The sequence below is a fragment of the Salinadaptatus halalkaliphilus genome (assembly GCF_006543045.1).
GTDB classification, from domain to species: domain Archaea; phylum Halobacteriota; class Halobacteria; order Halobacteriales; family Natrialbaceae; genus Salinadaptatus; species Salinadaptatus halalkaliphilus.
Genome location: NZ_RBZW01000018.1, coordinates 1 through 21,038, shown reverse-complemented (window position 1 = coordinate 21,038; position 21,038 = coordinate 1). Strand labels below are relative to the sequence as shown.

Genomic DNA, 21,038 nt, shown 5'->3' with positions numbered 1-21,038 from the left:
AACGTTTTGTCACTACTACGAGCCGTCGTTCGGGTCGTCCGATCCCAGCGCTCGACGGATCTCGACGAGTCGTTCGTCTCTTGCCTCGAGGACCGAGGATCGATCCGCGTCGTAGCGCAGAAATCCCGCACCGGCCGAGACTCCGTCACGACCTTGTTGCCGGTGTTGTTCGTACAGGTCGGACGGATCGCTCGCAGTGGACAGCTCCGGGTTGAGTTCCGCGGCGATGCGCTCGAACAGTTCGAGACCGGAGATATCGACCGTTTCGAACGGTCCTACGACCGCAGTCCGCGTCGCGTACCCGTCTCTGACTGCGCGCTCGACGTCTTCGACGGCAGCGATTCCCGATTCGACGATGTGAAGACACTCTCGGAGAACGGCGAACTGAATCCGGTTCCAGACGAACCCTGGCACGTCTTTGTTGACCAGTATCGGATCGCGATCGACGCGCTGGACGAACGCCGCGGTCGCGTCGACGACCCACTCGGCGGTGTCTGTCCCCGGAATCACCTCGACGACCGGGAGCAGATACGGCGGATTCCACCAGTGACAACCGACGACTCTCGCCGCCCCATCAGAGAGGCCCGCTGCGATGTCGGTGATCCGTAGACTCGAGGTGTTCGTCGCCAGGATCGTCGACTCGGTCCCGGCGGCTACGATCCGTTCGAACAGTCGGCGTTTGGCCTCGAGATCCTCGGAGATGGTCTCCAGAACGAAGCGCTCGGTTTCGACGGCGGCTTCGAGGTCGAGCGTCGTCTCGATGCGCTCGAGTGCTGCGGTCGGCTCGCCCAGGAGGTCGTTCGCTTCGAGAAAGTCGGTGACCGTCGCCAGTTCCTCGTCCGCCCGGTCGAGATTCGCCTGCCGATGGTCGACGAGCGTCACCGAGACGCCCGCTCGAGCGAACTGCATCGCTAATCCGACGCCCATCGTCCCCGCGCCGACAACGACGGCGGCGTCGATCGGGTCGGTCATCGTGGGACGTCGTCACCGGTCCGATCGGCGCGTCGGTGCTCGGTGTCTCGGTTGCTCTCGTCGTTCTGTCCGCCAGTATCGATCCGTCTCTCGGACGGCTTGTCGATCGGTGTCGTCCTATCGCCGTCCCTCCCAGCAGGGAATCGATGACGCGATGGCGTGAGTTGGTCGAACATCGGTCTTTTGTCGGCACGAACCGTCTAAAGTCCTCTGGGGCCTCGTGACTCTCGAGTGAGGATTCCATCCTGTTCGGGTGCCGCCAAAGTAACGTATTTACGAATTACGGCCATGGTTGTTCGTGCCGTGACAAATCAACTCATGCAGCGTATAGCGTCCGGACAGCCGGTGTTCGGTGCAGACGCGCGAACGTTTTCGCCGTCGGTCGTCGAGGTGTACGCCTCGCTGGGATTCGACTACGTCTGGCTCGATTTCGAACACGCTGGACCGAATCCCGTCGATAGCCATCTCCTCGAACAGCTCACGAGAGCCGCAGAGAGTTCGGGGATCGAACTGATGGTTCGCGTGCCGTCTACCGACGCCCACATGATTCGAAAGGTGCTGGATACGGGTGTTAAGACGCTCGTCTTGCCGAGAATCAGGTCGGCCGAGGCGGTTCGATCGGCGATCAGTGCGACACAGTTCTCGTACGACGGCGAACCGGGACGACGCGGCGCCGGCATCGCGCGGGCAAACGGCTGGGGCACCGGATCACGACCCGCGGACGACCGGGACGACGATATCTTTGTCGGCGCGATGATCGAAAACGACGATGCGGTCGACGACATCGACGACATACTCTCCGTTCCCGAACTCGGTTTCGTGTTCATGGGGCCGGCCGATCTGTCGGTATCGCTTGGAAAACCGTTCGACAAGACGGCCCCGGCGGTCCAAGATCGAATCGAACGCGTCGTGAACCGGGCGAACGAGGCCGGGGTGCCGGCCGGACAGACGTTCCCGACGGCGGAGTCCGCCGACGATGCCCTCGAGGCCGGCTACGATGTGCTCACCCTCGGCAGCGAACTCTCTGCGGTCGTCGAGACGTACGAGGACCGCCTCGAGTCGCTTCGCGAGTGAGACGGATTGGTAACGATTTACCGGCGCAACCGCCGTCCGGGTCGCGGTTGTGCCGAAAATGACTTACAGTAAACCGTATGAGACGGTTGCTGCACGACATCCCAGCGTGATCGCACGACGGGTCGTCGTCACACCGGAACTGACTGACAGCGGTCCGTACGACGGTTCCGAAACGCGGTTAGCGGAGTAGTGAAGACCTTTATGCGGTGTCAACCCAAACCACACTAACAGATGGCAGCCACAGATAACGATCCAACGCCCGAGTACTTTCACGAGGACGACCGCCTCGAAGAGTTCGTCGAGCTGGTCCACGAGACGGCCGAAGAGTACGAGGACATTCCCGCCCTGTTAGACGCCCTCGAGGACCCCTTCGAGGCGTTGCTTCGAGACGACGACTGGCTCCCCGACTCGTTCTGCGAGCTCCCCGGCGAGGACGAAGAAGGGAAGGGGAACATGGGTGAGGATATCGCCCAGTGGTTGCTCTATCGGTTCGGGAACAAACTCGCGTTGTTCACGCTCGTCCTGCCGCCGGGGGCGTCGACGCCGGTTCACGACCACCTCGCGTGGGGGCTCGTCGGCATCTTCAGCGGCGCCCAGCGCGAGGACTTCTACCGTCGCGTCGACGACGGCGGCCACGAGGGGGACGCCGATCTCGAGAAGCTCCGTTCTGAACGAAACGGTCCCGGCGACTACTACCGGCTGGTGCCGCCGAACAACGACATCCACTCCGTCGAGACCGTCTCCGACGAGCCAAGCGTCAGCGTTCACCTGCTGGGGGCCGACGTCGGCTGTCTCGAGCGCCACGCTTTCGACGTCGACGAGGGTGAAGTCGAACTCTTTCACTCCGGTTACTCGAACGTCGCCTGTGATGTCGTGATGGATCCGCCGTCGGGCGATCGGGTCCACGGGAATGGGCACGACCACGGCGACCACAATCATACCCACGATGGCGACGACAATGAGCACGCCCACGATCACGGCGACCTCCTCGAGCACGATGACTGATGTCGTCAACCTGTCGACGCTCGTCGAGCGCGTCGATGACGGCTCGACCGTCGGATTCGGCGGCAAGACGTTACACCGCGCCCCGATGGCGTTCGTCCGCGAGCTCGTTCGACAGGATGTCTCGAATCTCGTCGCGGTCGGACTGGCCAACTCGATGGACGTCGACCTGCTCGCCGGCACCGACCAGCTCGAGGCGGCGGCCTACGGTTACGTCGGCTTCGAAGCGTACGGGCTCGCGCCGAACGTTCGCCAGGCGATCGAAGCCGGCGAGCTCGAGGCCCGTGAGGGGACCTGCTACACGGTCGCGACCGGGTTGCGAGCCGCGAGCCAGGGCGTGGGCTACCTTCCCGTCGCGGGACTCGCTGGCAGCGACCTGCTCGACGTCGGCAGCGACTACCTCGCCGAGACGACGGATCCGTTCACCGGTGAGTCGACCTATGCGGTGCGTCGGATTCGACCGGACGTCGCCGTCGTCCACGCAACGGAGGCCGATACCAGCGGCAACGTTCGCTTCGACGGCGCGGACCTGACGGAAGAATTGCTCGCGAAGGCCGCACGGCGGACGTTCGTAACGGCAGAACGGATCGTCGAGCCGGACGCGTTCGCGACCGATCCCGGCGCGGTCGACGTTCCGGGGGTGCTCGTCGACGCCGTCGCCGAAGTTCCCTACGGTGGACATCCGTGTAGCTGTCCGGGAGCCTACGAGTACGACCGCGACAACCTCGAGAGCTACCTCGAGCACTCGCGATCGAACGACCTCGAGGACTATCTCGAGGGAGTCCTCGGCGAGGACGAGTCGACGTATCGCGCCGCGTCGATCGACGGTCGCGAGTCAGCCCTCGAGTGGCAGCCGACCACGTCGCTCGACTCGCCGACGGAGGTCTCGTCGTGACCGCACGAGCGACGCACGATCCGGCGCCGGAGACCGAGTGTACGGTCGCGGAGGTGATGACGTGGGCGATCGTTCGCCGACTCGAGGACATCGGGGTCGCGTTTCAGGGCTTCGCCTCGCCGCTGCCAACCGTCGCGCTGCGGGTGGCCCGCGAGCGGACCGGCGTTACGCACCTCAGCGCCTCGGGTGCCGTCGACGGGGAGCCCGCGGCGATGCCGCTCTCGACTGAAGATGCTCACCTCCTCGAGGGCGCGTCGGCGCAGTTCACCTCGCCGGAGGCGTTCGACCTCGCGGCTCGAGGCGGCGTCGACGTGATGTTCGTCGGCGGTGCCCAGATCGACCGTCACGGCCGACTCAACAACACCGTCGCTGGCTCGTGGGCGGAGCCGACAGTCAAGTTCGGCGGCGGTGGCGGCACCGGCTCGCTGCTGGGACTCGTCGAGGAGGCCTGGGCCTGGCGGACCGAACATCGACCGCGCTCGTTGCCGGCGGATGTCGACTTCGTCACGGCGACGGGGAACCTCTCGTATCTGATCACACCGTTGTGCGAATTCGAGCGTCGCAACGGTGAACTGCAGGTCGTGTCGATCCATCCTGGCGTGAGCCGCGAGCGGATCCGTGAGCGGACTGGATGGGACGTACAGTTCGGCCCGATCGAACGGACGCCAATACCGGACGCAGACCAGCGTGCGCTAATAGAGCGAGTCGACCCGAACCGCGTTCGCCGATCGGGGTTCGAGACGCTGTCTGCACTCGAGTGAGGTGGGCCTCGACGAGTCGCGTGCCCGTCATAGCGGTCTGCACACGGTCGATCGATCGAATCGGAGTCGGGCTGTGATACGAATTGGTGTCGCGTTTTACCGGTGAGCGCTCGAGCGGGTTCAGCGATCACCGGTAACGAACGACACCAGTCCGTATGAATCAGTTCGTTCGTGGGACTGTCAGGGCGAGCCCGTCATAGGATTTTGTACCCTCGTGGTGGCGCTGGTGTATGGGTACTATCGATGTCGCGATCGGTGTCGACGCGGATTGTGTCGCCGGCTGGCTCGGCTCCTACGGCGGTGAAGATTCGCCGGCGGATCTCTCACGCGGACTCTCGGCTGGTACCGAAGGCATTCCGCGGATGCTCACGCTGTTCGAGGAGACGGGCATCGACACGAGCTGGTACGTTCCCGGCCATACCATCGAGACGTTTCGAGACGAGATCGAAGCAGTCGCCGCTGCCGGCCACGAACTCGGCGTCCACGGCTACTCCCACGAGAATCCGACCGACTTAGAGCGCGAGCAAGAGGACGCGATCCTCGAGGTCTCGATCGATCTGATCGAGGACGTCACCGGGTCAAAACCGACGGGCCACCGCGCGAGCTGGTGGGAGTTCAGCGAGAACACGCCCGAATTGGTCCAGAAACACGGCTTCGACTACGACAGCAGCCTCATGGAGCGCCAGTTCGAGCCGGGCTGGATGCGCGAGGGCGATAGCTGGGCGAAGATCGACTACGACAAGGATCCCGAGACCTGGATGGAACCCTACCAGTACGGCGAGGAAACCGACGTCGTCGAGATTCCGATTAGCTGGTACCGCGACGACATTCCGCCGATGCTGTTCATCAAGCAACCGATCTATCACGCAGGGTATAAGGACCCAAAGATGATGTATGAGCAGTATTACAAGCGCCAGTTCGACTATCTGGTCGATCGCCGCGGCGCCGGCGTCTACACGTTTACTATCCATCCCGATATCCACGGCCTGCCCCACATGATCCCGATCTTCGAGGAGTTCATCGAGTACGTCCAGGGCCACGACGACGCGGCGTTCGTCACCCTCGAGACGGTCGCCGAAACGTATCGAGACGATCCGTCGGTGTACGAACCGACGGGCGACTACGTGTGAGCATTGGTGGAACGATCCCGCGAGGGTTTCCGATTAGGCGTCCCCTATCGGTTCCAAACGGACGGTAGGGGGCGGATTATCGGATGGATGGTGTTCTGTGATCGGTCTTCGTCTGAACCCGACGTCCGAACCGTTGGTGGCCAAGCGGGTGATCACAAGCGGGTCGAGACGCCAGTAACCGAGGATTGCTCCGTGTTACAGAGAACATTATCTTTAGATACTATTTCATCCGATCGTATATGACTCACAAAGGAAATCTCCTGCTCCTCTTTGCCTGTCTACTCGGGACGATTTCCGTCCAGTTAGTAACGCCGACGGGCGGGCTTGTCTTTGTCGCCGGGAACAGTATGGACCCGGCGATTCCGGCCGGCTGTAACGTCGTCGCTGCCCAATCGTGGGACGGCGAGTCCTCGCTCGAGGGCGAAGTCGTCGCCTTCGATTCCGAACACGTCGAAACCGATATCAACGGATCGTCCACGGTCGAGACCAATCCCTGGATCGCCCACCGCGTCGTCGCGGAGTACGATCCGTACGATATGTCCGAGGCGAACCACTACGCGAAGAAAAACGGGTTGCTCGTCGCCCAACGAGAGAACCGGACGAAGACGCTCGAGTCCCCCCAGCAGTACGCGGACATAAAGGCGATGGAAGGCGACCGCGTCCTCGTTCTCAAAGGTGACAACAACGACGAGATCGACCGCGTGCTCGTCCACGAAGACGAAGTGTTGGGTGTACTCGACGAGCGTGCGTCCGTGACGATTCAAGAGTCCGACTCGTGGCCGTGTTCGGCCGTCGATCCGATGGTCGTCCCACCGGAGACCCCCCACGGCTCGTAGATCCGGTCGTCGATTTCCACTTCGCCGTCGACGAACGAGGCCAAGGCGGGAGGTGCACGCAGGTGCCACCTAGCTGGACGAGCGCGGTCTCGAGCGTGTTGCTCGTCGAACCGGTCATACCGCAATCGAGGACTCCTCGATCAGATACGCCTCGAGGATCGCGGTCTGGACTGTTCGGAGGTCGGTCTCCTGAATCGTTCCCGCGGCCTGGAAACGCTCGCGAAGTGCCGAGACTCGCGTCGGCTCGGCGGCGAGCTGGACCAGCGCGAACGCGTCGGGATCGACCGACCGTGCGCTGTCGAAGGCCGCGGCATCGTAACAGTCGGCGAACGATTCGACCAGGTCGGCGACGAGCGCGTCGGTCGCGTCGGCGCCCGGATCGCCTTCCGAGATCGAATCGGTCGACGCCGCGAAGTACTCCTCGAGCTCGAGGACGCCTGCTTCTTCGTAGAGGTACTCCTCGAGCGCGTCGAAGACGGGTTCGGAGACGTAGACGCCGAATACCTTGTATCGGGCTGCAGTCATAGTCGGCTATCGTACCGCCAGCATAATGAGCGTGATTACCGAGCGCGACTCGCGGTCCGTGCGCTCTCGCGGGAACGTTCGTTTCAAGTGGCTCAACCGAGTATCGGGGCACAACGAATGAGCGAGGATTTCTACGACGTACTCGGCGTGAGTTCCGACGCCTCCGCCGAGGAGATCAAATCGGCCTACCGGGAGAAGGCGACGGAGTATCATCCCGATGTCAGCGACGATCCAAACGCCGAGGAGAAGTTCAAGAAGATCCAGAAGGCAAAGCAGGTACTGACCGACGAGGAGAAGCGCCAAGCTTACGATCGAATGGGCCACGACCGCTACGAGCAGGCCGAAAAGCACGGCTTCGACGCCAGCGAGGGGGGTGCCGGCGGCATGGGCGGTGGCCCCTTCGGTGGAATGGGCGGCGGAGGCGGCATGGGCGGTGGCGGACTCGGCGACATCTTCGAGCAAGTCTTTGGCGGCGGCAGAGGCGGCGGCCGTGGCCGCCAGCGCGCGCGCAAAGGACAGGATCTTCGGACGGAACTCGAGATCGACCTCGAGGAGGCCTTCGAGGGGGCTGAAAAGCAGTTCACGATCGAACGACCCGAGGCCTGCGACGCCTGTGACGGCGAGGGACATCCACCCGACGCGGACGCCCGAACGTGCCCGGAGTGTCAGGGTCGCGGACAGGTCACGCAGGTCCAGCAGACGCCGCTGGGTCGCGTCCAGCAGACGACGACCTGTCAGCGCTGTGAGGGCGAGGGGACGCTCTACTCCGAGACCTGTAGCGAGTGTCGGGGCGAGGGCTACGTCCGCAACGAGGCAACCCTGACCGTCGAAGTGCCGGCCGGCATCCAGACCGGCCAGACCCTGCGGATGGAACGCGAAGGCGCGCCCAGCCCGGAGGGCGGCCCCAGCGGCGACCTGCTGATCGATGTCTCGGTCCGCGAGCACGACGACTTCGAGCGCGAGGACGACGACCTGCGCTACCGGCTCCCGGTCTCGTTCCCGCAGGCGACCTTCGGCGACACCGTCGAAGTCCCCACGCTCGATGGCGCGGTCGAGTTCGACGTTCCCACGGGAACCCAGAGCGGCGAGACGTTCCGCCTCGAGGGGAAGGGGATGCCGCGACTCCGCGGGCGCGGCCGCGGCGATCTCTACGTCCAGATTCAAGTCGTCACCCCGGAGAGTCTAAACGAAGAACAGCGCGACGCCCTCGAGGCCTTCGCCGAGGCCGGCGGCGACGAGATCGAGATCAAGGACGGCTTCTTCGAAAAGATCAAGCGCGCGTTCTGATCTGCGACGAGTTGTCCGCTCGGCCATCGGTCCTTCCTGCATACGGCGGGTCCTAAAACCGGGAGGAAAACGCAATTCGAGGGCCTTTTTTCCGATCGCACGCGAGTACGTGCCATGACTGTGACTACGGTCGACGAGCTCGTCACTCGCGAGTTACGCGACGATCGGACGGCGCTGGTCGACGCGACTGGGCGAGCGTTCGATCGCCACTGGTTCTGTACGAGTTCGTGGCAGGCTGGTAACTTCCTGCGCCACGCCGGCATTCGCGAGGGTGTTACCGTTGGTACCGTGGGCTCGGGTCCGCTCGCGTTGCTCGCCTTCTTCGGGACGACGCTGCTCGAGGGTACGACGCGCTTCGAACCGCCGACGGATCTCGCGGACGCGGACGATTTCCGGGCGCTCGTCGCACCGGTCGCCGACCTCGAGTCGGGACGGTACGACCTCCCGCCAGGTGCTCAACGGGTCGGCTACGGCGACAAACCGACGGAGCCGGACGTTCACCACTTCGACGCCGGCATCTGGACCGAGAACCCGTCCTTTCCGCCGCTCGATATCGATCCCGACACCGCCGTCCTGACAAACGGCTTGGGACCGACCGGTGAACAAACCTGGTCACACACGGCCGTCCTCGAAGCCGCTCGAGAGGTGATCGACGAGTACGGCCTCGAGGAAGACGATCGTGTCGTCGTTCGAGAGTCGGTCGCCGATCCGCGCGTGGTCGTCGCTGGCGTGATCGCGCCGTTGCTCGCCGACGGTGTGATCGTGCTGGCCGGCGACGACGCTGCGGACGAAGCAGGCGAGCGCTCGATCGCCGTCTCGAGCGACCGAGCGCCGGAAGCCGAGCGAATCAATCCCGCGAACGTCGACGGCTGATACGGACCGCTGTCGCTACCGTGAACCCGGTCATCGATCGACAACGGAGACAGTCACGGGCGCGGACGAAATTCCTTATCCCACCGTTCGTGGTGAACAGATACATGCCAGCTGTCGCGATCGTCGGCGGTGGTCCCGCCGGATTGAGTGCAGCACTGTTCACCGCGAAAAACGGCCTCGAGACCGTCGTCTTCGACACCGACGAGACGTGGATGCACAAGGCACACCTGTTCAACTATCCGGGAATCCGGAGTATCAGCGGCGACGAGTTCATGGCAGTGACACGCGGACAGGTCGGCGACAGAGGTGCCGACGTCCGCGTCGGCGAAGAAGCGACCGACGTCGAGGCGGATGGCGACGGCTTCACCGTCGAGACCGAGGACGATACGTACGACGCCGACTACGTCGTCCTCGCGACGGGTGCCGACCGATCGATCGCCGATGATCTCGAGTGTTCGTTCGACGACCAAGGCACCGTCGACGTCGACCTCGACATGGAGACGAGCGTCGACAACCTGTACGCGACCGGCGCGATGGTCCGGGCCGAAGAGTGGCAGGCGGTCATCGCTGCGGGCGACGGCGCCTCGGCGGCCCTGCACATCCTGAGCAAGGAGAAGGGCGAACACTTCCACGACTTCGACGTGCCGGACGACGTTCCCGCTCTCGAGGACTGATACGGTTTACTGTAAGTCGTTACCGCCGAAACCGCGACCCGTCTGCGGTTTCGCCGGTAAATCGGTACAGCAATCCGTATGAGACGGACTGCTATACCGATGTCCCGGCGCACCCGCTCCGGGTCGCGGGTGGGCCGGCAATGACGCACAGTAAATCGGCTACTCGAGGCGGTTTCGACAGCAGCGAGGAACACCTCTCCGAACGGCGGTCTATCGCCCTCGAGAATATGCATATTCGTGGATACTATACAGTTTAGAAGGCCTGAGTGGAGGCACAAACACGGGGATTTTTATCGACTCGGTATCCTACTGACTCCCATGACTGATGGGCGGGGCGAGACTCCCCGGCGAACAGGAATGACCGAAAAGTGCGGCGTCGTCGGCGTCTCACTCGACGGTCGATCGGCGGCACGACCGTTGTACTACGCGTTGTATGCACTCCAGCATCGCGGCCAAGAATCGGCTGGCATCGTCACCCACGACGGCTTCCAGCAACACAGCCACGTCGACATGGGGCTAGTGGGCGAGGTCTTCGAGGAAGACGACTTGGACGTGCTCAACGGCTCGACGGGCATCGGCCACGTCCGGTACCCAACCGCGGGGTCGGTTGACTCCTCCTGTGCACAGCCGTTTTCGGTCTCGTTCAAGAGCGGCTCACTCGGACTCTCGCACAACGGCAACCTCGTCAACGCCGACGAAATCCGTGAAGAATTGGCCGCCGGCGGCCACGCCTTCACCAGCGACGGCGATACCGAGGTCATCGCCCACGACCTCGCGCGAAACCTCCTCGAGGAAGATCTCGTCCGCGCTGTCAAGCGGACGATGGGACGGATCCACGGCTCGTACGCGCTAACGATCAGCCACGACGACACCATCCTCGGCGTGCGCGACCCCCAGGGCAATCGTCCGCTCTGTATCGGCGAACTCGAGGACGGCTACATCCTGGCCTCGGAATCGGCGGCGATCGATACCCTGGACGGTACTCTCGTTCGAGACGTGCGCCCCGGCGAGCTGGTCGTCCTGCAAGACGACGGTCAGGGGTTCGACTCCTACCAACTAATCGACAACGAGAATACGGCCCATTGTTTCTTCGAGCACGTTTACTTCGCGCGCCCGGACAGCGTCATCGACGACACGCTCGTCTACGAAGCACGGCGCAACCTGGGTCGCAAGCTCTGGGCCGAAAGCGGCGTCGAGACCGACGTCGTCATGCCGGTGCCCGACTCCGGGCGGGCGTTCGCCTCGGGCTATGCCGACGCCGCCAGCGAAACCATGGCCGATGGCACCCCTCGAGCGGACGCCGACGAAGGCGTCGAGTTCGCCGAAGGACTGATGAAAAATCGGTACGTCGGCCGGACGTTTATCATGCCCACACAGGACGAACGCGAGCGCGCGGTGCGTCTGAAGCTCAACCCGATCAAATCCACGGTCGAAGGCAAGACCGTCACCGTCATCGACGACAGCATCGTCCGCGGGACAACCTCGACCCAACTCGTCCAACTGCTCAAAGACTGCGGCGCCGAGGAAGTCCACGTCCGAATCGGTGCTCCCGAGATCGTCGCCCCCTGCTACATGGGTATCGACATGGCTACCCGCGAGGAACTGATCGCATCCGACAAGACGACGGCCGAGATTCGCGACGCGATCGACGCCGACAGCCTGGCGTACCTCTCGACGGATGCCGTCGCCGACGTACTCGACATGGAGCGTCTCGATCTCTGCTTGGGTTGTGTCACCGGCGAATATCCATACGACATCGACGGCGAGGAAACCGACCGAGATGTCACACGCCCCAATGTCGGCGAGACGCGGCTTCACGCCGACGATTGAGCGAACTGGTCCCGGCCTGTTGACTGCCGTTCGTACCCAAACGATTGTATTGATTGAGAATATACGGAGCGTATGGAACTCGAGGAATTTCTCGAAGGCGAATCGCTTACCGGACGCCAGGCTGCGTTTATCTTCTTTGGATTTCTCATCCTCATTATCATAGCCGCGCTGTTTTTGATCGTCTTTAGCGACCTCTTTCAGGAACTAATCACGTAATAGCCGGCTCTGATCCGCGCTTGCGTCGTCCGATCAAGTGTGCATTGCTATCCGTCTCGGTCGACTCGTTACCCCGACCGCTCGAGTTCGAGGTCGTCGGTCTCGAGGCCCGCCGCATCGGCGCGTTCGTTCGCGTCGATCAGTCGCTCGAGGCGGCGCTCGAACTCCGACTCCGAGAGGTCGCCGTCTGCGTAACGCTGTTGGAGCCGCGTCACCGGATCCGGGCGTTCGGCCGTCGACTCCGTGGCCCGTTGTGTCGTCGCTTCGTCGTCGCTCGAGCCCTCCATGACGTACCACAGGAAAACGAAACTGAGGACGAACAGCGCGGTAATCGCGACGGCGACCCACGGGCCGGCAAGCAAGAGGGCGACGATGATCACGACGTCGGCGAGCACGAACTTGATCGCGAATATTTCGGTGAGGCTGTAGTCCCTGCTCCCACTCTCACTGCCCATACACGACCGTACAGTCTCGTGGTAAATATACTGTTGGACGGCCGCCATACGGTTTCCTGTCCGTCAGTTCCGGCCCAGCCGCGACCCGGGCGGCGGCTGGGCCGGGACATCGGTACAGGAATCCGTCTCAGTCGAGGGGGCGATAGGCAGCCGTCCACGACGGGGAATTCTTATCCCGCAACCGATCTAACGAACGCGTATGGGACTGGAGGTCGAGCCACCTGCGTCGCCGGAACTGGCGTTCGTCGATCCGAACGAGTACGAGGACGCGACGATCAGCGCCGACGGCACCGATATCGACTATCGCCGAGAGGAGCTACAGGCGTTCCTCGAGGACGGTGCCTGGGCGGAAGCGTTCGCTGAGTGGCGCAGCGAGACGGATCTCGAACGCCGGGAGTTCGACATCGCTCGCGACCTCGAGCTGTTCGCCGACTTCGATTTCTTCTGGGACATGAACAGTACGACTTGCCGGTTATTCTAACTCAGAAATCGGGTAGGTCGTCCGGGGGTTCGTAATCAGATTCCCAGTCAATATAGTTCTCTTTCAGTACCTCGCAGACGATTTGCCCTAGTTCCGTGAGTTCAGCATTGATTGACGAAACCGCCCCCCATGTCTCAAGGTCTGGATGGTATTCGCGTTCCTGCCAGTCTTCGGGAATGCCCGGTGCGTGATAGCCAACCCTATCAGCGAACGAATCCCAAAAGAAATCAAATTCTCGAATAAGGTTCAGATCCTCAACGACCGCATATTCACTCTCGTCTAGGTCTGTGTCTTCAACCCATGTGTTCCACGCTTCTTGCCACGCACCTTCTTGGAGTAGGTCAGATATTTCGTCCCGCTTGTAGTCGGTTTCCCCGACTATCTCCGCATCCTCGTATTCGTTCGGATCAACGTCCCGCAACTCCGGTGGGTCGGGGACTTCAACGTTCAGGCTCATAGCTACGGCTTACGCTCGGGCGAACATAAGCCTGCGTGACTGTAGACAGTCGGCGCTAAGGAACTTGGTTAACGGTCGTATGGGTCGAACGTGACGTTAGGGCCTTCGCGTCGGTACTTCGCATCACAATCGTCGTTCGTACACAGCCACGCAGGGCGATACCCTCCCGGCCCTTGGTGGAACGCGCCGGTATCCGGGTCGAACGCACTTCCGGCTTCGCATTCAGCACCACACTTGTCACAGATACGCCGGTCCGGTAGAATTGAAATACTGTTCTGAACTTTCGCTCGAGTCTTCCGAACCGCCGTTTTCGTATCACCGAATCGGCTTTCAATGTCCGGTATGTCCATCTAATCACCTTGTGGACTCTTACGGCCGACAACAGCCGGGTTCGGTGTTGACTCGTCTGAGTCCGACGTGGCACCACGGGCGAAGTAACCTTTCAATTCGTATTCGCTGTACGATTTCCCTTTGATGGAATCCGTGCCCGTCCGTGCAGCTAGCCGCCGGAGAATGTTCGGGTCCATGTCGTGAAATTCGTTCAATTCGGCAAGCGAAAACACAGGATCGCCGTTATCGCTCGCGTGTTCCGGGTGTAAGTCCGCGAGTATGTCAGGCACGCCTTGGCCGTCCGCGAGATAACACGCACACACAATGCGGATTATCTGGCCGTGTGTGAACTCCTCGCCCGTCCGGGTTTCCATCCGTTCCTTTGCTTTCTCGAAGTGGTCTATCTGTTCGCCGTACAGGTTCAGCACTTTGTGTTCTGTGCCGGTCATGGATTCTCGGTTAGTCGCTTTTGACCCACTTCCAATCAGGTTCATTACGACCGTTCGCCGGTCGAATCTGTGGCATTAGTGGGGCAAACTTTCGGTATGCACGTCTCCAATCTGAACTAGGACCATACCCGTATTTACCGAGTTCTCGCAGGGCAACCCGTCGGCCGTTCTGTTCCCTATGGAGACGACCGATCTTTGTCACAATACGCGCCGTCGGGGTTGCATACTCGTCTACAGCCCGGTCCGGCAAGTGAATAGCTGCTATATCCTTGAGTTCGTGAAACGACGGGTAGCCTTCGGATTCATCAAACCCGATATGGCCGACCCATTCCACGTCCGAGCAGGTCGCAACTGTCGGTCCGACGTACCGCCAATACACAATATCCCGATCTACCGTGTGATCGGTCCCCGACCAACTGAACGGCTTGACGTTATCCTCGAGTTCGTCGTCATAGGCTTCGCCAAGCATTTGGATTTCGTCACGAACCTCCAAAGCCTGCTCGAGGGTTTTCCGCCCGGTGCTTTTCGAAGTAATCCACGGAACGCACGTAAACGGCGTATCTTCAACCCGTCGTTCCGTGGGTTCCTCTTGGAGTTCGTCGTCAGGTTCGTCGGTCGGTTTCGAATCGGGGAGTAGGTCACTCATGTCTCGTATCCTCCTAGCTATCGTTCGTAGTCGATTCATCCACGTACACCCAATCAGGACGGTCGTCAACAGCCGATGGTGGTACAATATCGGGAAACTCCCTCAGATAGTTGACGCACTTTTTCAGGTGTCGCCGCTGAATGTGCATCGTATTCCGCTCTAGTTCTAACGGCGAAACGCCGTGTCGGGAATCGTCCGATTCGTAGGTATTCCGCACCGTTTGGTACATCCCCTTGATAATACGCGGGTAGTACCGCCGTGGGTCGTCTTTGTGATTTTTCTGAATATTGAACCCACTGGCCACGTCCTTCCATTCGTCGTCAGAAAGCGCCCGTTCCGGGTCGAGCTTCCAACAGTCGTTCCACCGGACGTTTGGGTGACTCTCGAGCGTCGGACAAACACGGGTCCAAAAGTACACCTCGTCATGTCCTTCCGAACTGAAAAACGACGGATAGCTAGCCCGTGACGATACTTCTCGAGTTGTAAGTGTCCGTTCTTGCTCAAGATCAGACACAAGGCGCATACAGGAGTTGATAAGCGGTTTCCACGTCTTTGTATGGCTAACCCCAAACAGGTCACTGAACGGCGTTTCGTCTGGTTTAGGTGGCTTCTCAGGTGGGTTACTGAACATGAAATCAGTCATGCAGTCCCCCACCTCGAGCGACGATTTCTAGCGTTTCTGGTAGTGGTCGAATCGCCCTACTGAACATGAATAAATTATGGAACTAACTAGGTATAAGCATTCGGCCATCACAGGATAGCAGTAGGGCGGGACACTCCGAACGACCGCCGTCTTTACCCGACGTGAGTGAGTTGACGACCGCCGGAGCGTCCGAATGTGAGTGACATAACTCCAAATGCAGCAACCGTCCAGTTGCGGAATTCGGTTTGTTACTCACACGTCGGGTAAACCCGTTATGGGCGTTTAGAAGTGTGTGACAGAGTGACTAGTTTGTTTGGCTACCGAATCGACTCGAGTTAGGAACCCGGCATTCTAACGATACTCAGCCGTGGCTTTTCGTGAGGAACCCAGTGGTCCATACGTTCCGGCGTACCACCTTCATCCTGGTACTTTTCAGCTTTCGATTTGAGCAAGTCGTGTAATTCGTCTATCGGCAACGGATCGCCACCCTCAAACGGATTCGTTTCTTCGACCGCTTCTATTTCGACCGGGTGTGATCGGTCGTCCGTAGGAGCCGAAACATAGTACTCCCCATTTAGCCCCATTTCTTCTACTTGGCGTTTATAATCCCCAAAACGTCGGCTCATTTGGATAGAGGTATGTTCATTCTGTACGATTCGTTCCGCGAAGTCGCGGGACAGCCCTACACTTTCCTCAATCTCGTTCCTTATATCGTCAAATGTGAACTTCTCATCGCCGTCAATAGTATTCTTGAGTATATCCGCGATTCGCTGCGCCTGATTACGATCAATCTCGCCATAGTGTTCAGTGATAATCTCGGTTCGCCTTTCTATATTGACCTGCTCATCACTGGTTGACTCACTCGAGTCCGATTCGCTTTCGTCGTCGGAAAGTGCGCCTGTGATCTTGTCTAAGAGTCCCATAGTCCACCCAAGTAAACATCCGACCATCAAATTAGTGGACTGTTCAAACAAAGAGAAGAAAACCGCGTGCTTTATCCTTCGCCTTTCTCGCCACCATAGGGGTCGAACGAATACATCCCTTGTCTCGAGCCACCGCCGCCAAGGTGGATTCCATGCAGGGCGTAATATGCAGCGTCCAACAGGTCGGGGCTTTGGTCGTTACCGAACTCGAGCCACTCACGCACGAACGGCCGAAACCGTGCGTCATACCCAAGGTTCTCGTCGCGTTCTTCATTGAGTAGTACCGCGTCACCGCGTTCGAATACTACGCTCATATCTTGGATTCGTTCGGTCTTACTTTGCGTCGGGTTAACCGCTTGAATCTGACCCGGCACTTTCCGCCGCGCCTCTTGCACAAAGTACGACTGAGCGCCTACGTCCTCGATCTTTACGTGTGGATTCGGGAGTTGATCGGCTATCCGGGCGAGCATTTCGATCTGCTCTTGGAGCGACAAGCCACGTTCACGGGCAAGGTCGAACACATACGCTCGAGCCTTCGACGTGTGTTCAGCAACCACGACAAACGCCGTATAGTCCGAATCGGTGGCTTCCGCTTTCCGCTTATCCGCGACATAGGCTAGGTCAACCCCGACGTGATACCTGCAGGCTCCCCAGTCAACGGCTACGTCGTCCTCGTCAACGAATTTGAGTTGGTCACGCCGTAGGATCTTGCCGCCGCCGTCCGCGAAGCCACCAAAGAGTGCCTGACTCTCACGGCCGGTATTTCCAAACTGTCGCTCGAAACGCTCTTTCTCGCCACTATCCAGATACGGATTCTCGAGGGTTGACGCACGGACGGTTTCAATCTTCAACCCCAGTTCGTTGCCGTCCGAATCAATCCCACGCTCGAGTATGTCGAACGCCGCGTTATACCCGTTCCCGGTGAGTGTCCACAGCTGTGTTTTTGGACCGTCAACACCGCGAAGCCGACTCCCGATCATTTCGAGCAGGTCGTGCAAATCTTCGCCGTAGTGGCTCGGTTCGTCAAGCCACACGCCGCCGTAAGAGTCACCCGCGTATCGGTTCCATCGGTCGGCACTCCCCAGCTTAATCACCGAGTCGTTCACAAGCGTTAGCCGGTGGTTCTGTCGGTTGTAGTCCGTGACGATAGGCGACTGTTCCGGCCCGTTGTAACTCGAGGTGACGATCCCCGTCCGTTCACCCGGCAACTGCTCAAAGAGAACTCGAAAGGTTGCGTCCCGTGCTTTTTGAAAGTCAATCCCCATAGCAAGGAATCGGCTTCCATCATGCTCGAGTGCCTGTTTGATGAGCCACCGAGCGCCGAAGATAGTCTTTCCACTCCCGTAGCCAGCAAGGAACGCCGTAATGTCGTTCTCCCCACTGTCAACCGTCTCGAGTGCGTTCCGTTGTGCGCTCCATAGGTCGTATGTGAGCGCACCCGTCTCTGGTACCCACGTTACCCCGTGCGGCCGTCGTTCCGGGTCTGCAGTCCCCCACAGGACCGTTATTTCGTCCCCAGTAGTTGACTCGAGTTCGTCGGGGATATTCTCGAGTCGGCTGGTAATCTCCCCTTCGGTCGGTATCCTGCTCATAGGTCGATCTCACCCGATTCTTCAAGCTTCTCGAGTTTCCGGCCCATTTCCATCAATCGCTTGTCCTTGACGACCTGGCGCTTCGCTTTCACCGCTTGCTCAACGCGCTTCATGTACTCACACCGTGCCTTGGCCTTCTCGTTATCCCGAATCCGACCGTCACCCGTCAACTTGGACAAGCCGAGTTCGATAATCTCGTCTAGCTGTTCTACCATCTCGTCGTATTCGTCCGGCGTGTCCGGCGCTCCCTGGATCGTCTCTGGTTGCACACTCATGGTCGTATCGCCCCGTTAGCTACCTGCCTATCGTCCGACAAGCACCAAAACGGTTTGCCAACGGACGACCGACTCACTACCACGAGCGTCCGTTTCTCGAGTTGCCACCGCTACGATATACCGGGAGGGTCGGCCACTAGCGGCGTGGCGGCACCTTCTCACCCTACTACCACAGCGGAGAGGGATTCAAATCGCAGGACGTGCAAAGGGTGCAAAGGGTCCCCCCGGGCTGACGTTAATCCCGCGTGCGTGCGTGCGCGGGAAATAAGCCAAATCGCCCCTACCCTCTGTACCCTTTGCACAGCGGACTGTGGAAAAAGAGAGGACGCGGTTAGTCGTCGGGGTCGTCAACCAGATACTTGTTAATGAGTTCGCCAATATCTCTGCCAAGCGTCTCCTCTACTTCGGGGTGTTCACTAACCCGCTTGTGAAGGGTCCGTATATCATCACTGGACAAGCCTAAACCCCGTTCCCACTTCTCAATAGGGTCCATTTCACCCTTGTCGTAATGAACCTCGAGCGTTTTCAGAGTCAAGTCACATTCCACTTGCCCCCGGTCAACATCCTTGTGTTTCGCTTCCCCCTTTTGGATAGACGGTTCAAGGATCTTGTTAACGAACTCATCGGCATCCATGCCATTCGCTCGCATTCCACGGTAAGCGAATTGAATCATGTGACGAACGGGAACGAACTGCCCCGGTACGTTCATCTGTGAGCTGATAGCGGCTTTACTCTCCTCGGTGTCGCTATGCTCAACACCTTTCACTTGGTTGGGAACCTCATATTTGTGGTCGAATATTTGCCTAACGTCCGTTTCCTTAGCGTACTGGTTGAGGTACGTGAAATCATACAATCCATCACGGACCCTTTTCCGTATTTTCGTCCGCCGATCTCTTATCCGGTTGTCGTTCTCTGGTTCAAGTTTCAACAACTCGCGCATATCCTTGGTTAGCAAACTTGGCCCTCGACTGGAGCTATCAACCATATAAATGGGTATGCGGCGCATTTACTTATAATTTGTCCACCCGTACAAATCAGACAGAACATGAGCAAAGCACCAACCCGCGTTCTAAAGCAGGGGCGTGTTACGATACCGGCTGAAGTTCGCCGGGATCTCGGCATTGAACACGGCGATTACGTCGTTATCGACGTGAAGCCACTGGGGGGTGATTCCGATGACTGACGCTATCGCAGAGAACCGGGGCCTGCTCGAGCGTCACGCAGAGAAAGACCTTCCCACGGCGGACGTGGCGAAGGCTCTGCTCGAAATTGAGGGGTCCGACTAACGATGAGTGAAAGCGGTAAGGCCGTAGTGGGATACGGCCCTGAAAGTTGGGTTGAGTTTGACGACGACTGTGAGGTGAGTCGTCTATGAATAGTGTTGTTCGCCGTAGTCTTGAATCTACGGGTGTGTGTCACACGCCTAATTGTTGGTCTACAACTGGCGTGATTGAAACCGGCGGTACCCGACTGTGCCGTGACTGTCGTGAGCTTTTTGAGGTGAATTCATGAGCCAAGCTAATACCCCCAGTGACGATGATGCCGTTTCACTGAAAGAGATAGTGGCCCAGCGGTTAGACGAATCGGGATTACCCACGGACCGGTTCATCAATGTGGAAAACGGTGGTAAGGCCAGTACGAATCACACCCAATCTGAGCCTGCTGTAGTGACCGGAAACTACGGTGTGTATGCTGGCCGTGGTTTGGTCGAAATCGACATTGACGACTACGACGAAAGTCACGACCTTGGTCCCATAAATGGTTTACAGGATACACTCACTATCCAATCAGCTCATGACGCTGAACACCGATACTATCACGTCCCCAACGCCCCAGAAGTAATTAAAGACGCATTCGGTGTTGATAACCCACAACCAGAGTGGGGGGAAGTCCGGGTATCTAACCAGTACGTCGTCGGCCCCGGATCGCAGCTAGACGGCTGTGATAAGGATTGGTGCGACGAGTGTGAGAAGCCCGAAGGTGGACAGTACACCATCCTACACGATAGGCCAATAGCCGAAATCTCCGCTCACGTCCTTGTGGGTGCGATTCGTGCAACCGGCTACGACAAGTCACCCGACGAGAGCGACGAGAAACGGCCACAGGACGGTTTTAACGGGCCAAATGAACCAGTGGGCCTATCCGACAGGGAACTACTCGAGAAGGCTAAGAACGCCGACGACGGCGGGAAGTTCAAACGACTATGGGACGGAGACACGTCGGGCTATCCAAGCCACAGTGAGGCTCGAAATGCCCTTGTGAGTAAGTTAGCGTTTTGGACCGGGAACGACGAGCAACGAACGCGAAAGTTGTTCAAGCAATCCCCTCTAGCCCAGCAAAAACCAGAGGAGTCCATGCGGGACTTTGACGATTACTTGGAGAGCAAAGTGTTCCCTGTCTCAGACACTTACAACCCCGAGGGTTCAACCGGGGAAACCACCAATCCAGAACCCGATACGGACGATTCGGGACTAATTGAATTGTTCCGCCACGCTTCTCGACAGTACCATATTGATCCGAGTCGAGTAGCAACCCGAACAGAGAACGGCGAAAGTATCCCGGTCGGTATCTCGAGTGTCGTCAACACCGAAAGCGTCGGGGACGCGATAATCACCTTGTATGTGTTTAGCCCGGGCTGATTTCGGTACTCTCTCGTAGGAAGCGTTCAACGGACGCGATATGAACAGGCAGCAGACATCGGATACGATTCTC

At 59.5% G+C, this 21,038-nt stretch carries 24 protein-coding genes and 1 pseudogene; 14 read left to right on the top strand and 11 right to left on the bottom strand.

Translation table 11 applies throughout. The annotated features are described in order from the left end of the window. Positions 1–15: 15 nt before the first annotated feature. Entirely contained in the window at positions 16–972 is a 957-nt protein-coding gene (locus D8Y22_RS06645) for a 3-hydroxyacyl-CoA dehydrogenase family protein (RefSeq protein ID WP_141463931.1), read from the bottom strand. Continuing rightward, on the bottom strand, positions 969–1,148 hold the full coding sequence (locus D8Y22_RS06640) for a hypothetical protein (protein ID WP_141463930.1): 180 nt from the start codon (positions 1,146–1,148) through the stop codon (positions 969–971). The genes D8Y22_RS06645 and D8Y22_RS06640 overlap by 4 nt, the downstream gene beginning before the upstream one ends. Positions 1,149–1,275: 127 nt before the next feature. On the opposite strand from D8Y22_RS06640, the gene D8Y22_RS06635 reads away from it, so the two are divergent. The 6 genes from D8Y22_RS06635 to D8Y22_RS06610 all read left to right on the top strand — a co-directional run bounded on the left by D8Y22_RS06635 (position 1,276) and on the right by D8Y22_RS06610 (position 6,670). Next, positions 1,276–2,046, top strand: coding sequence for an HpcH/HpaI aldolase family protein (locus D8Y22_RS06635; RefSeq protein WP_217350864.1), 771 nt, complete (start codon positions 1,276–1,278; stop codon positions 2,044–2,046). A 231-nt stretch (positions 2,047–2,277) separates the two neighbouring features. Next, entirely contained in the window at positions 2,278–3,051 is a 774-nt protein-coding gene (locus tag D8Y22_RS06630) for a cysteine dioxygenase family protein (RefSeq protein WP_141463928.1), read from the top strand. Continuing rightward, positions 3,005–3,943: a CoA transferase subunit A gene (locus D8Y22_RS06625; RefSeq protein WP_174811790.1), complete on the top strand. Its 939-nt coding sequence runs from the start codon at positions 3,005–3,007 to the stop codon at positions 3,941–3,943. Before D8Y22_RS06630 ends, D8Y22_RS06625 begins: the two co-directional genes overlap by 47 nt. Next, positions 3,940–4,704, top strand: coding sequence for a CoA-transferase (locus D8Y22_RS06620; protein ID WP_141463926.1), 765 nt, complete (start codon positions 3,940–3,942; stop codon positions 4,702–4,704). The genes D8Y22_RS06625 and D8Y22_RS06620 overlap by 4 nt, the downstream gene beginning before the upstream one ends. Before the next feature lie 230 nt (positions 4,705–4,934). Beyond that, positions 4,935–5,834 (top strand): polysaccharide deacetylase family protein, encoded by a 900-nt coding sequence (locus D8Y22_RS06615; protein WP_141463925.1) that lies wholly within the window; start codon positions 4,935–4,937, stop codon positions 5,832–5,834. A 239-nt stretch (positions 5,835–6,073) separates the two neighbouring features. Beyond that, positions 6,074–6,670 (top strand): hypothetical protein, encoded by a 597-nt coding sequence (locus tag D8Y22_RS06610; RefSeq protein WP_141463924.1) that lies wholly within the window; start codon positions 6,074–6,076, stop codon positions 6,668–6,670. 114 nt (positions 6,671–6,784) lie between these two features. Here the strand turns inward: D8Y22_RS06610 and D8Y22_RS06605 are convergent, their stop codons facing one another. Beyond that, the gene (locus tag D8Y22_RS06605; protein WP_141463923.1) at positions 6,785–7,195 is read right to left on the bottom strand and encodes a hypothetical protein; all 411 of its coding nucleotides are present in this window, start codon (positions 7,193–7,195) and stop codon (positions 6,785–6,787) included. 117 nt (positions 7,196–7,312) lie between these two features. On the opposite strand from D8Y22_RS06605, the gene dnaJ reads away from it, so the two are divergent. The 5 genes from dnaJ (at position 7,313) to D8Y22_RS22270 (ending at position 12,075) form a co-directional block, all read left to right on the top strand. Then, a complete protein-coding gene (dnaJ, locus tag D8Y22_RS06600; RefSeq protein ID WP_141463922.1) occupies positions 7,313–8,482 on the top strand; it encodes a molecular chaperone DnaJ in 1,170 nt (389 codons plus the stop codon). A gap of 114 nt (positions 8,483–8,596) precedes the next feature. Then, the gene (locus D8Y22_RS06595; RefSeq protein WP_141463921.1) at positions 8,597–9,355 is read left to right on the top strand and encodes an acyl-CoA synthetase family protein; all 759 of its coding nucleotides are present in this window, start codon (positions 8,597–8,599) and stop codon (positions 9,353–9,355) included. A gap of 104 nt (positions 9,356–9,459) precedes the next feature. After that, positions 9,460–10,029 carry an NAD(P)/FAD-dependent oxidoreductase gene (locus D8Y22_RS06590; protein ID WP_141463920.1) on the top strand — a complete coding sequence of 190 codons (570 nt, stop codon included), beginning with the start codon at positions 9,460–9,462 and terminating at the stop codon, positions 10,027–10,029. Between the two features lie 357 nt (positions 10,030–10,386). Next, positions 10,387–11,859 (top strand): amidophosphoribosyltransferase, encoded by a 1,473-nt coding sequence (purF, locus tag D8Y22_RS06585; protein ID WP_141463961.1) that lies wholly within the window; start codon positions 10,387–10,389, stop codon positions 11,857–11,859. A 72-nt stretch (positions 11,860–11,931) separates the two neighbouring features. Then, the gene (locus D8Y22_RS22270) at positions 11,932–12,075 is read left to right on the top strand and encodes a hypothetical protein (protein WP_174811789.1); all 144 of its coding nucleotides are present in this window, start codon (positions 11,932–11,934) and stop codon (positions 12,073–12,075) included. Between the two features lie 68 nt (positions 12,076–12,143). On the opposite strand, the gene D8Y22_RS06580 is transcribed toward D8Y22_RS22270, so the two are convergent. After that, positions 12,144–12,530: a DUF1707 domain-containing protein gene (locus tag D8Y22_RS06580; protein WP_141463919.1), complete on the bottom strand. Its 387-nt coding sequence runs from the start codon at positions 12,528–12,530 to the stop codon at positions 12,144–12,146. 199 nt (positions 12,531–12,729) lie between these two features. Here D8Y22_RS06580 and D8Y22_RS06575 point away from each other — a divergent pair. Further along, a pseudogene (locus D8Y22_RS06575) lies at positions 12,730–12,981 on the top strand (hypothetical protein); the annotation flags it as partial. Positions 12,982–13,012: 31 nt separating this feature from the next. On the opposite strand, the gene D8Y22_RS06570 reads toward D8Y22_RS06575, so the two are convergent. The 7 genes from D8Y22_RS06570 to D8Y22_RS06540 all read right to left on the bottom strand — a co-directional run bounded on the left by D8Y22_RS06570 (position 13,013) and on the right by D8Y22_RS06540 (position 19,281). Continuing rightward, positions 13,013–13,468, bottom strand: a complete 456-nt coding sequence (locus D8Y22_RS06570) for a hypothetical protein (RefSeq protein ID WP_141463918.1) — start codon at positions 13,466–13,468, stop codon at positions 13,013–13,015. Between the two features lie 350 nt (positions 13,469–13,818). Beyond that, positions 13,819–14,247, bottom strand: coding sequence for a hypothetical protein (locus D8Y22_RS06565; RefSeq protein ID WP_141463917.1), 429 nt, complete (start codon positions 14,245–14,247; stop codon positions 13,819–13,821). A 10-nt stretch (positions 14,248–14,257) separates the two neighbouring features. Further along, positions 14,258–14,893, bottom strand: a complete 636-nt coding sequence (locus D8Y22_RS06560; protein WP_141463916.1) for a hypothetical protein — start codon at positions 14,891–14,893, stop codon at positions 14,258–14,260. A gap of 978 nt (positions 14,894–15,871) precedes the next feature. After that, a complete protein-coding gene (locus D8Y22_RS06555; protein ID WP_141463915.1) occupies positions 15,872–16,459 on the bottom strand; it encodes a hypothetical protein in 588 nt (195 codons plus the stop codon). 71 nt (positions 16,460–16,530) lie between these two features. Then, positions 16,531–18,051: a phage terminase large subunit family protein gene (locus D8Y22_RS06550; RefSeq protein WP_141463914.1), complete on the bottom strand. Its 1,521-nt coding sequence runs from the start codon at positions 18,049–18,051 to the stop codon at positions 16,531–16,533. Next, positions 18,048–18,326, bottom strand: a complete 279-nt coding sequence (locus D8Y22_RS06545; RefSeq protein WP_141463913.1) for a hypothetical protein — start codon at positions 18,324–18,326, stop codon at positions 18,048–18,050. Before D8Y22_RS06545 ends, D8Y22_RS06550 begins: the two co-directional genes overlap by 4 nt. Before the next feature lie 331 nt (positions 18,327–18,657). After that, positions 18,658–19,281, bottom strand: a complete 624-nt coding sequence (locus D8Y22_RS06540; RefSeq protein ID WP_141463912.1) for a hypothetical protein — start codon at positions 19,279–19,281, stop codon at positions 18,658–18,660. A gap of 90 nt (positions 19,282–19,371) precedes the next feature. Here D8Y22_RS06540 and D8Y22_RS23320 point away from each other — a divergent pair, with 90 nt between their 5' ends. After that, the gene (locus D8Y22_RS23320; protein ID WP_141463911.1) at positions 19,372–19,509 is read left to right on the top strand and encodes an AbrB/MazE/SpoVT family DNA-binding domain-containing protein; all 138 of its coding nucleotides are present in this window, start codon (positions 19,372–19,374) and stop codon (positions 19,507–19,509) included. A gap of 325 nt (positions 19,510–19,834) precedes the next feature. Then, the gene (locus tag D8Y22_RS06530; protein WP_141463910.1) at positions 19,835–20,965 is read left to right on the top strand and encodes a phage NrS-1 polymerase family protein; all 1,131 of its coding nucleotides are present in this window, start codon (positions 19,835–19,837) and stop codon (positions 20,963–20,965) included. Positions 20,966–21,038 lie beyond the last annotated feature (73 nt).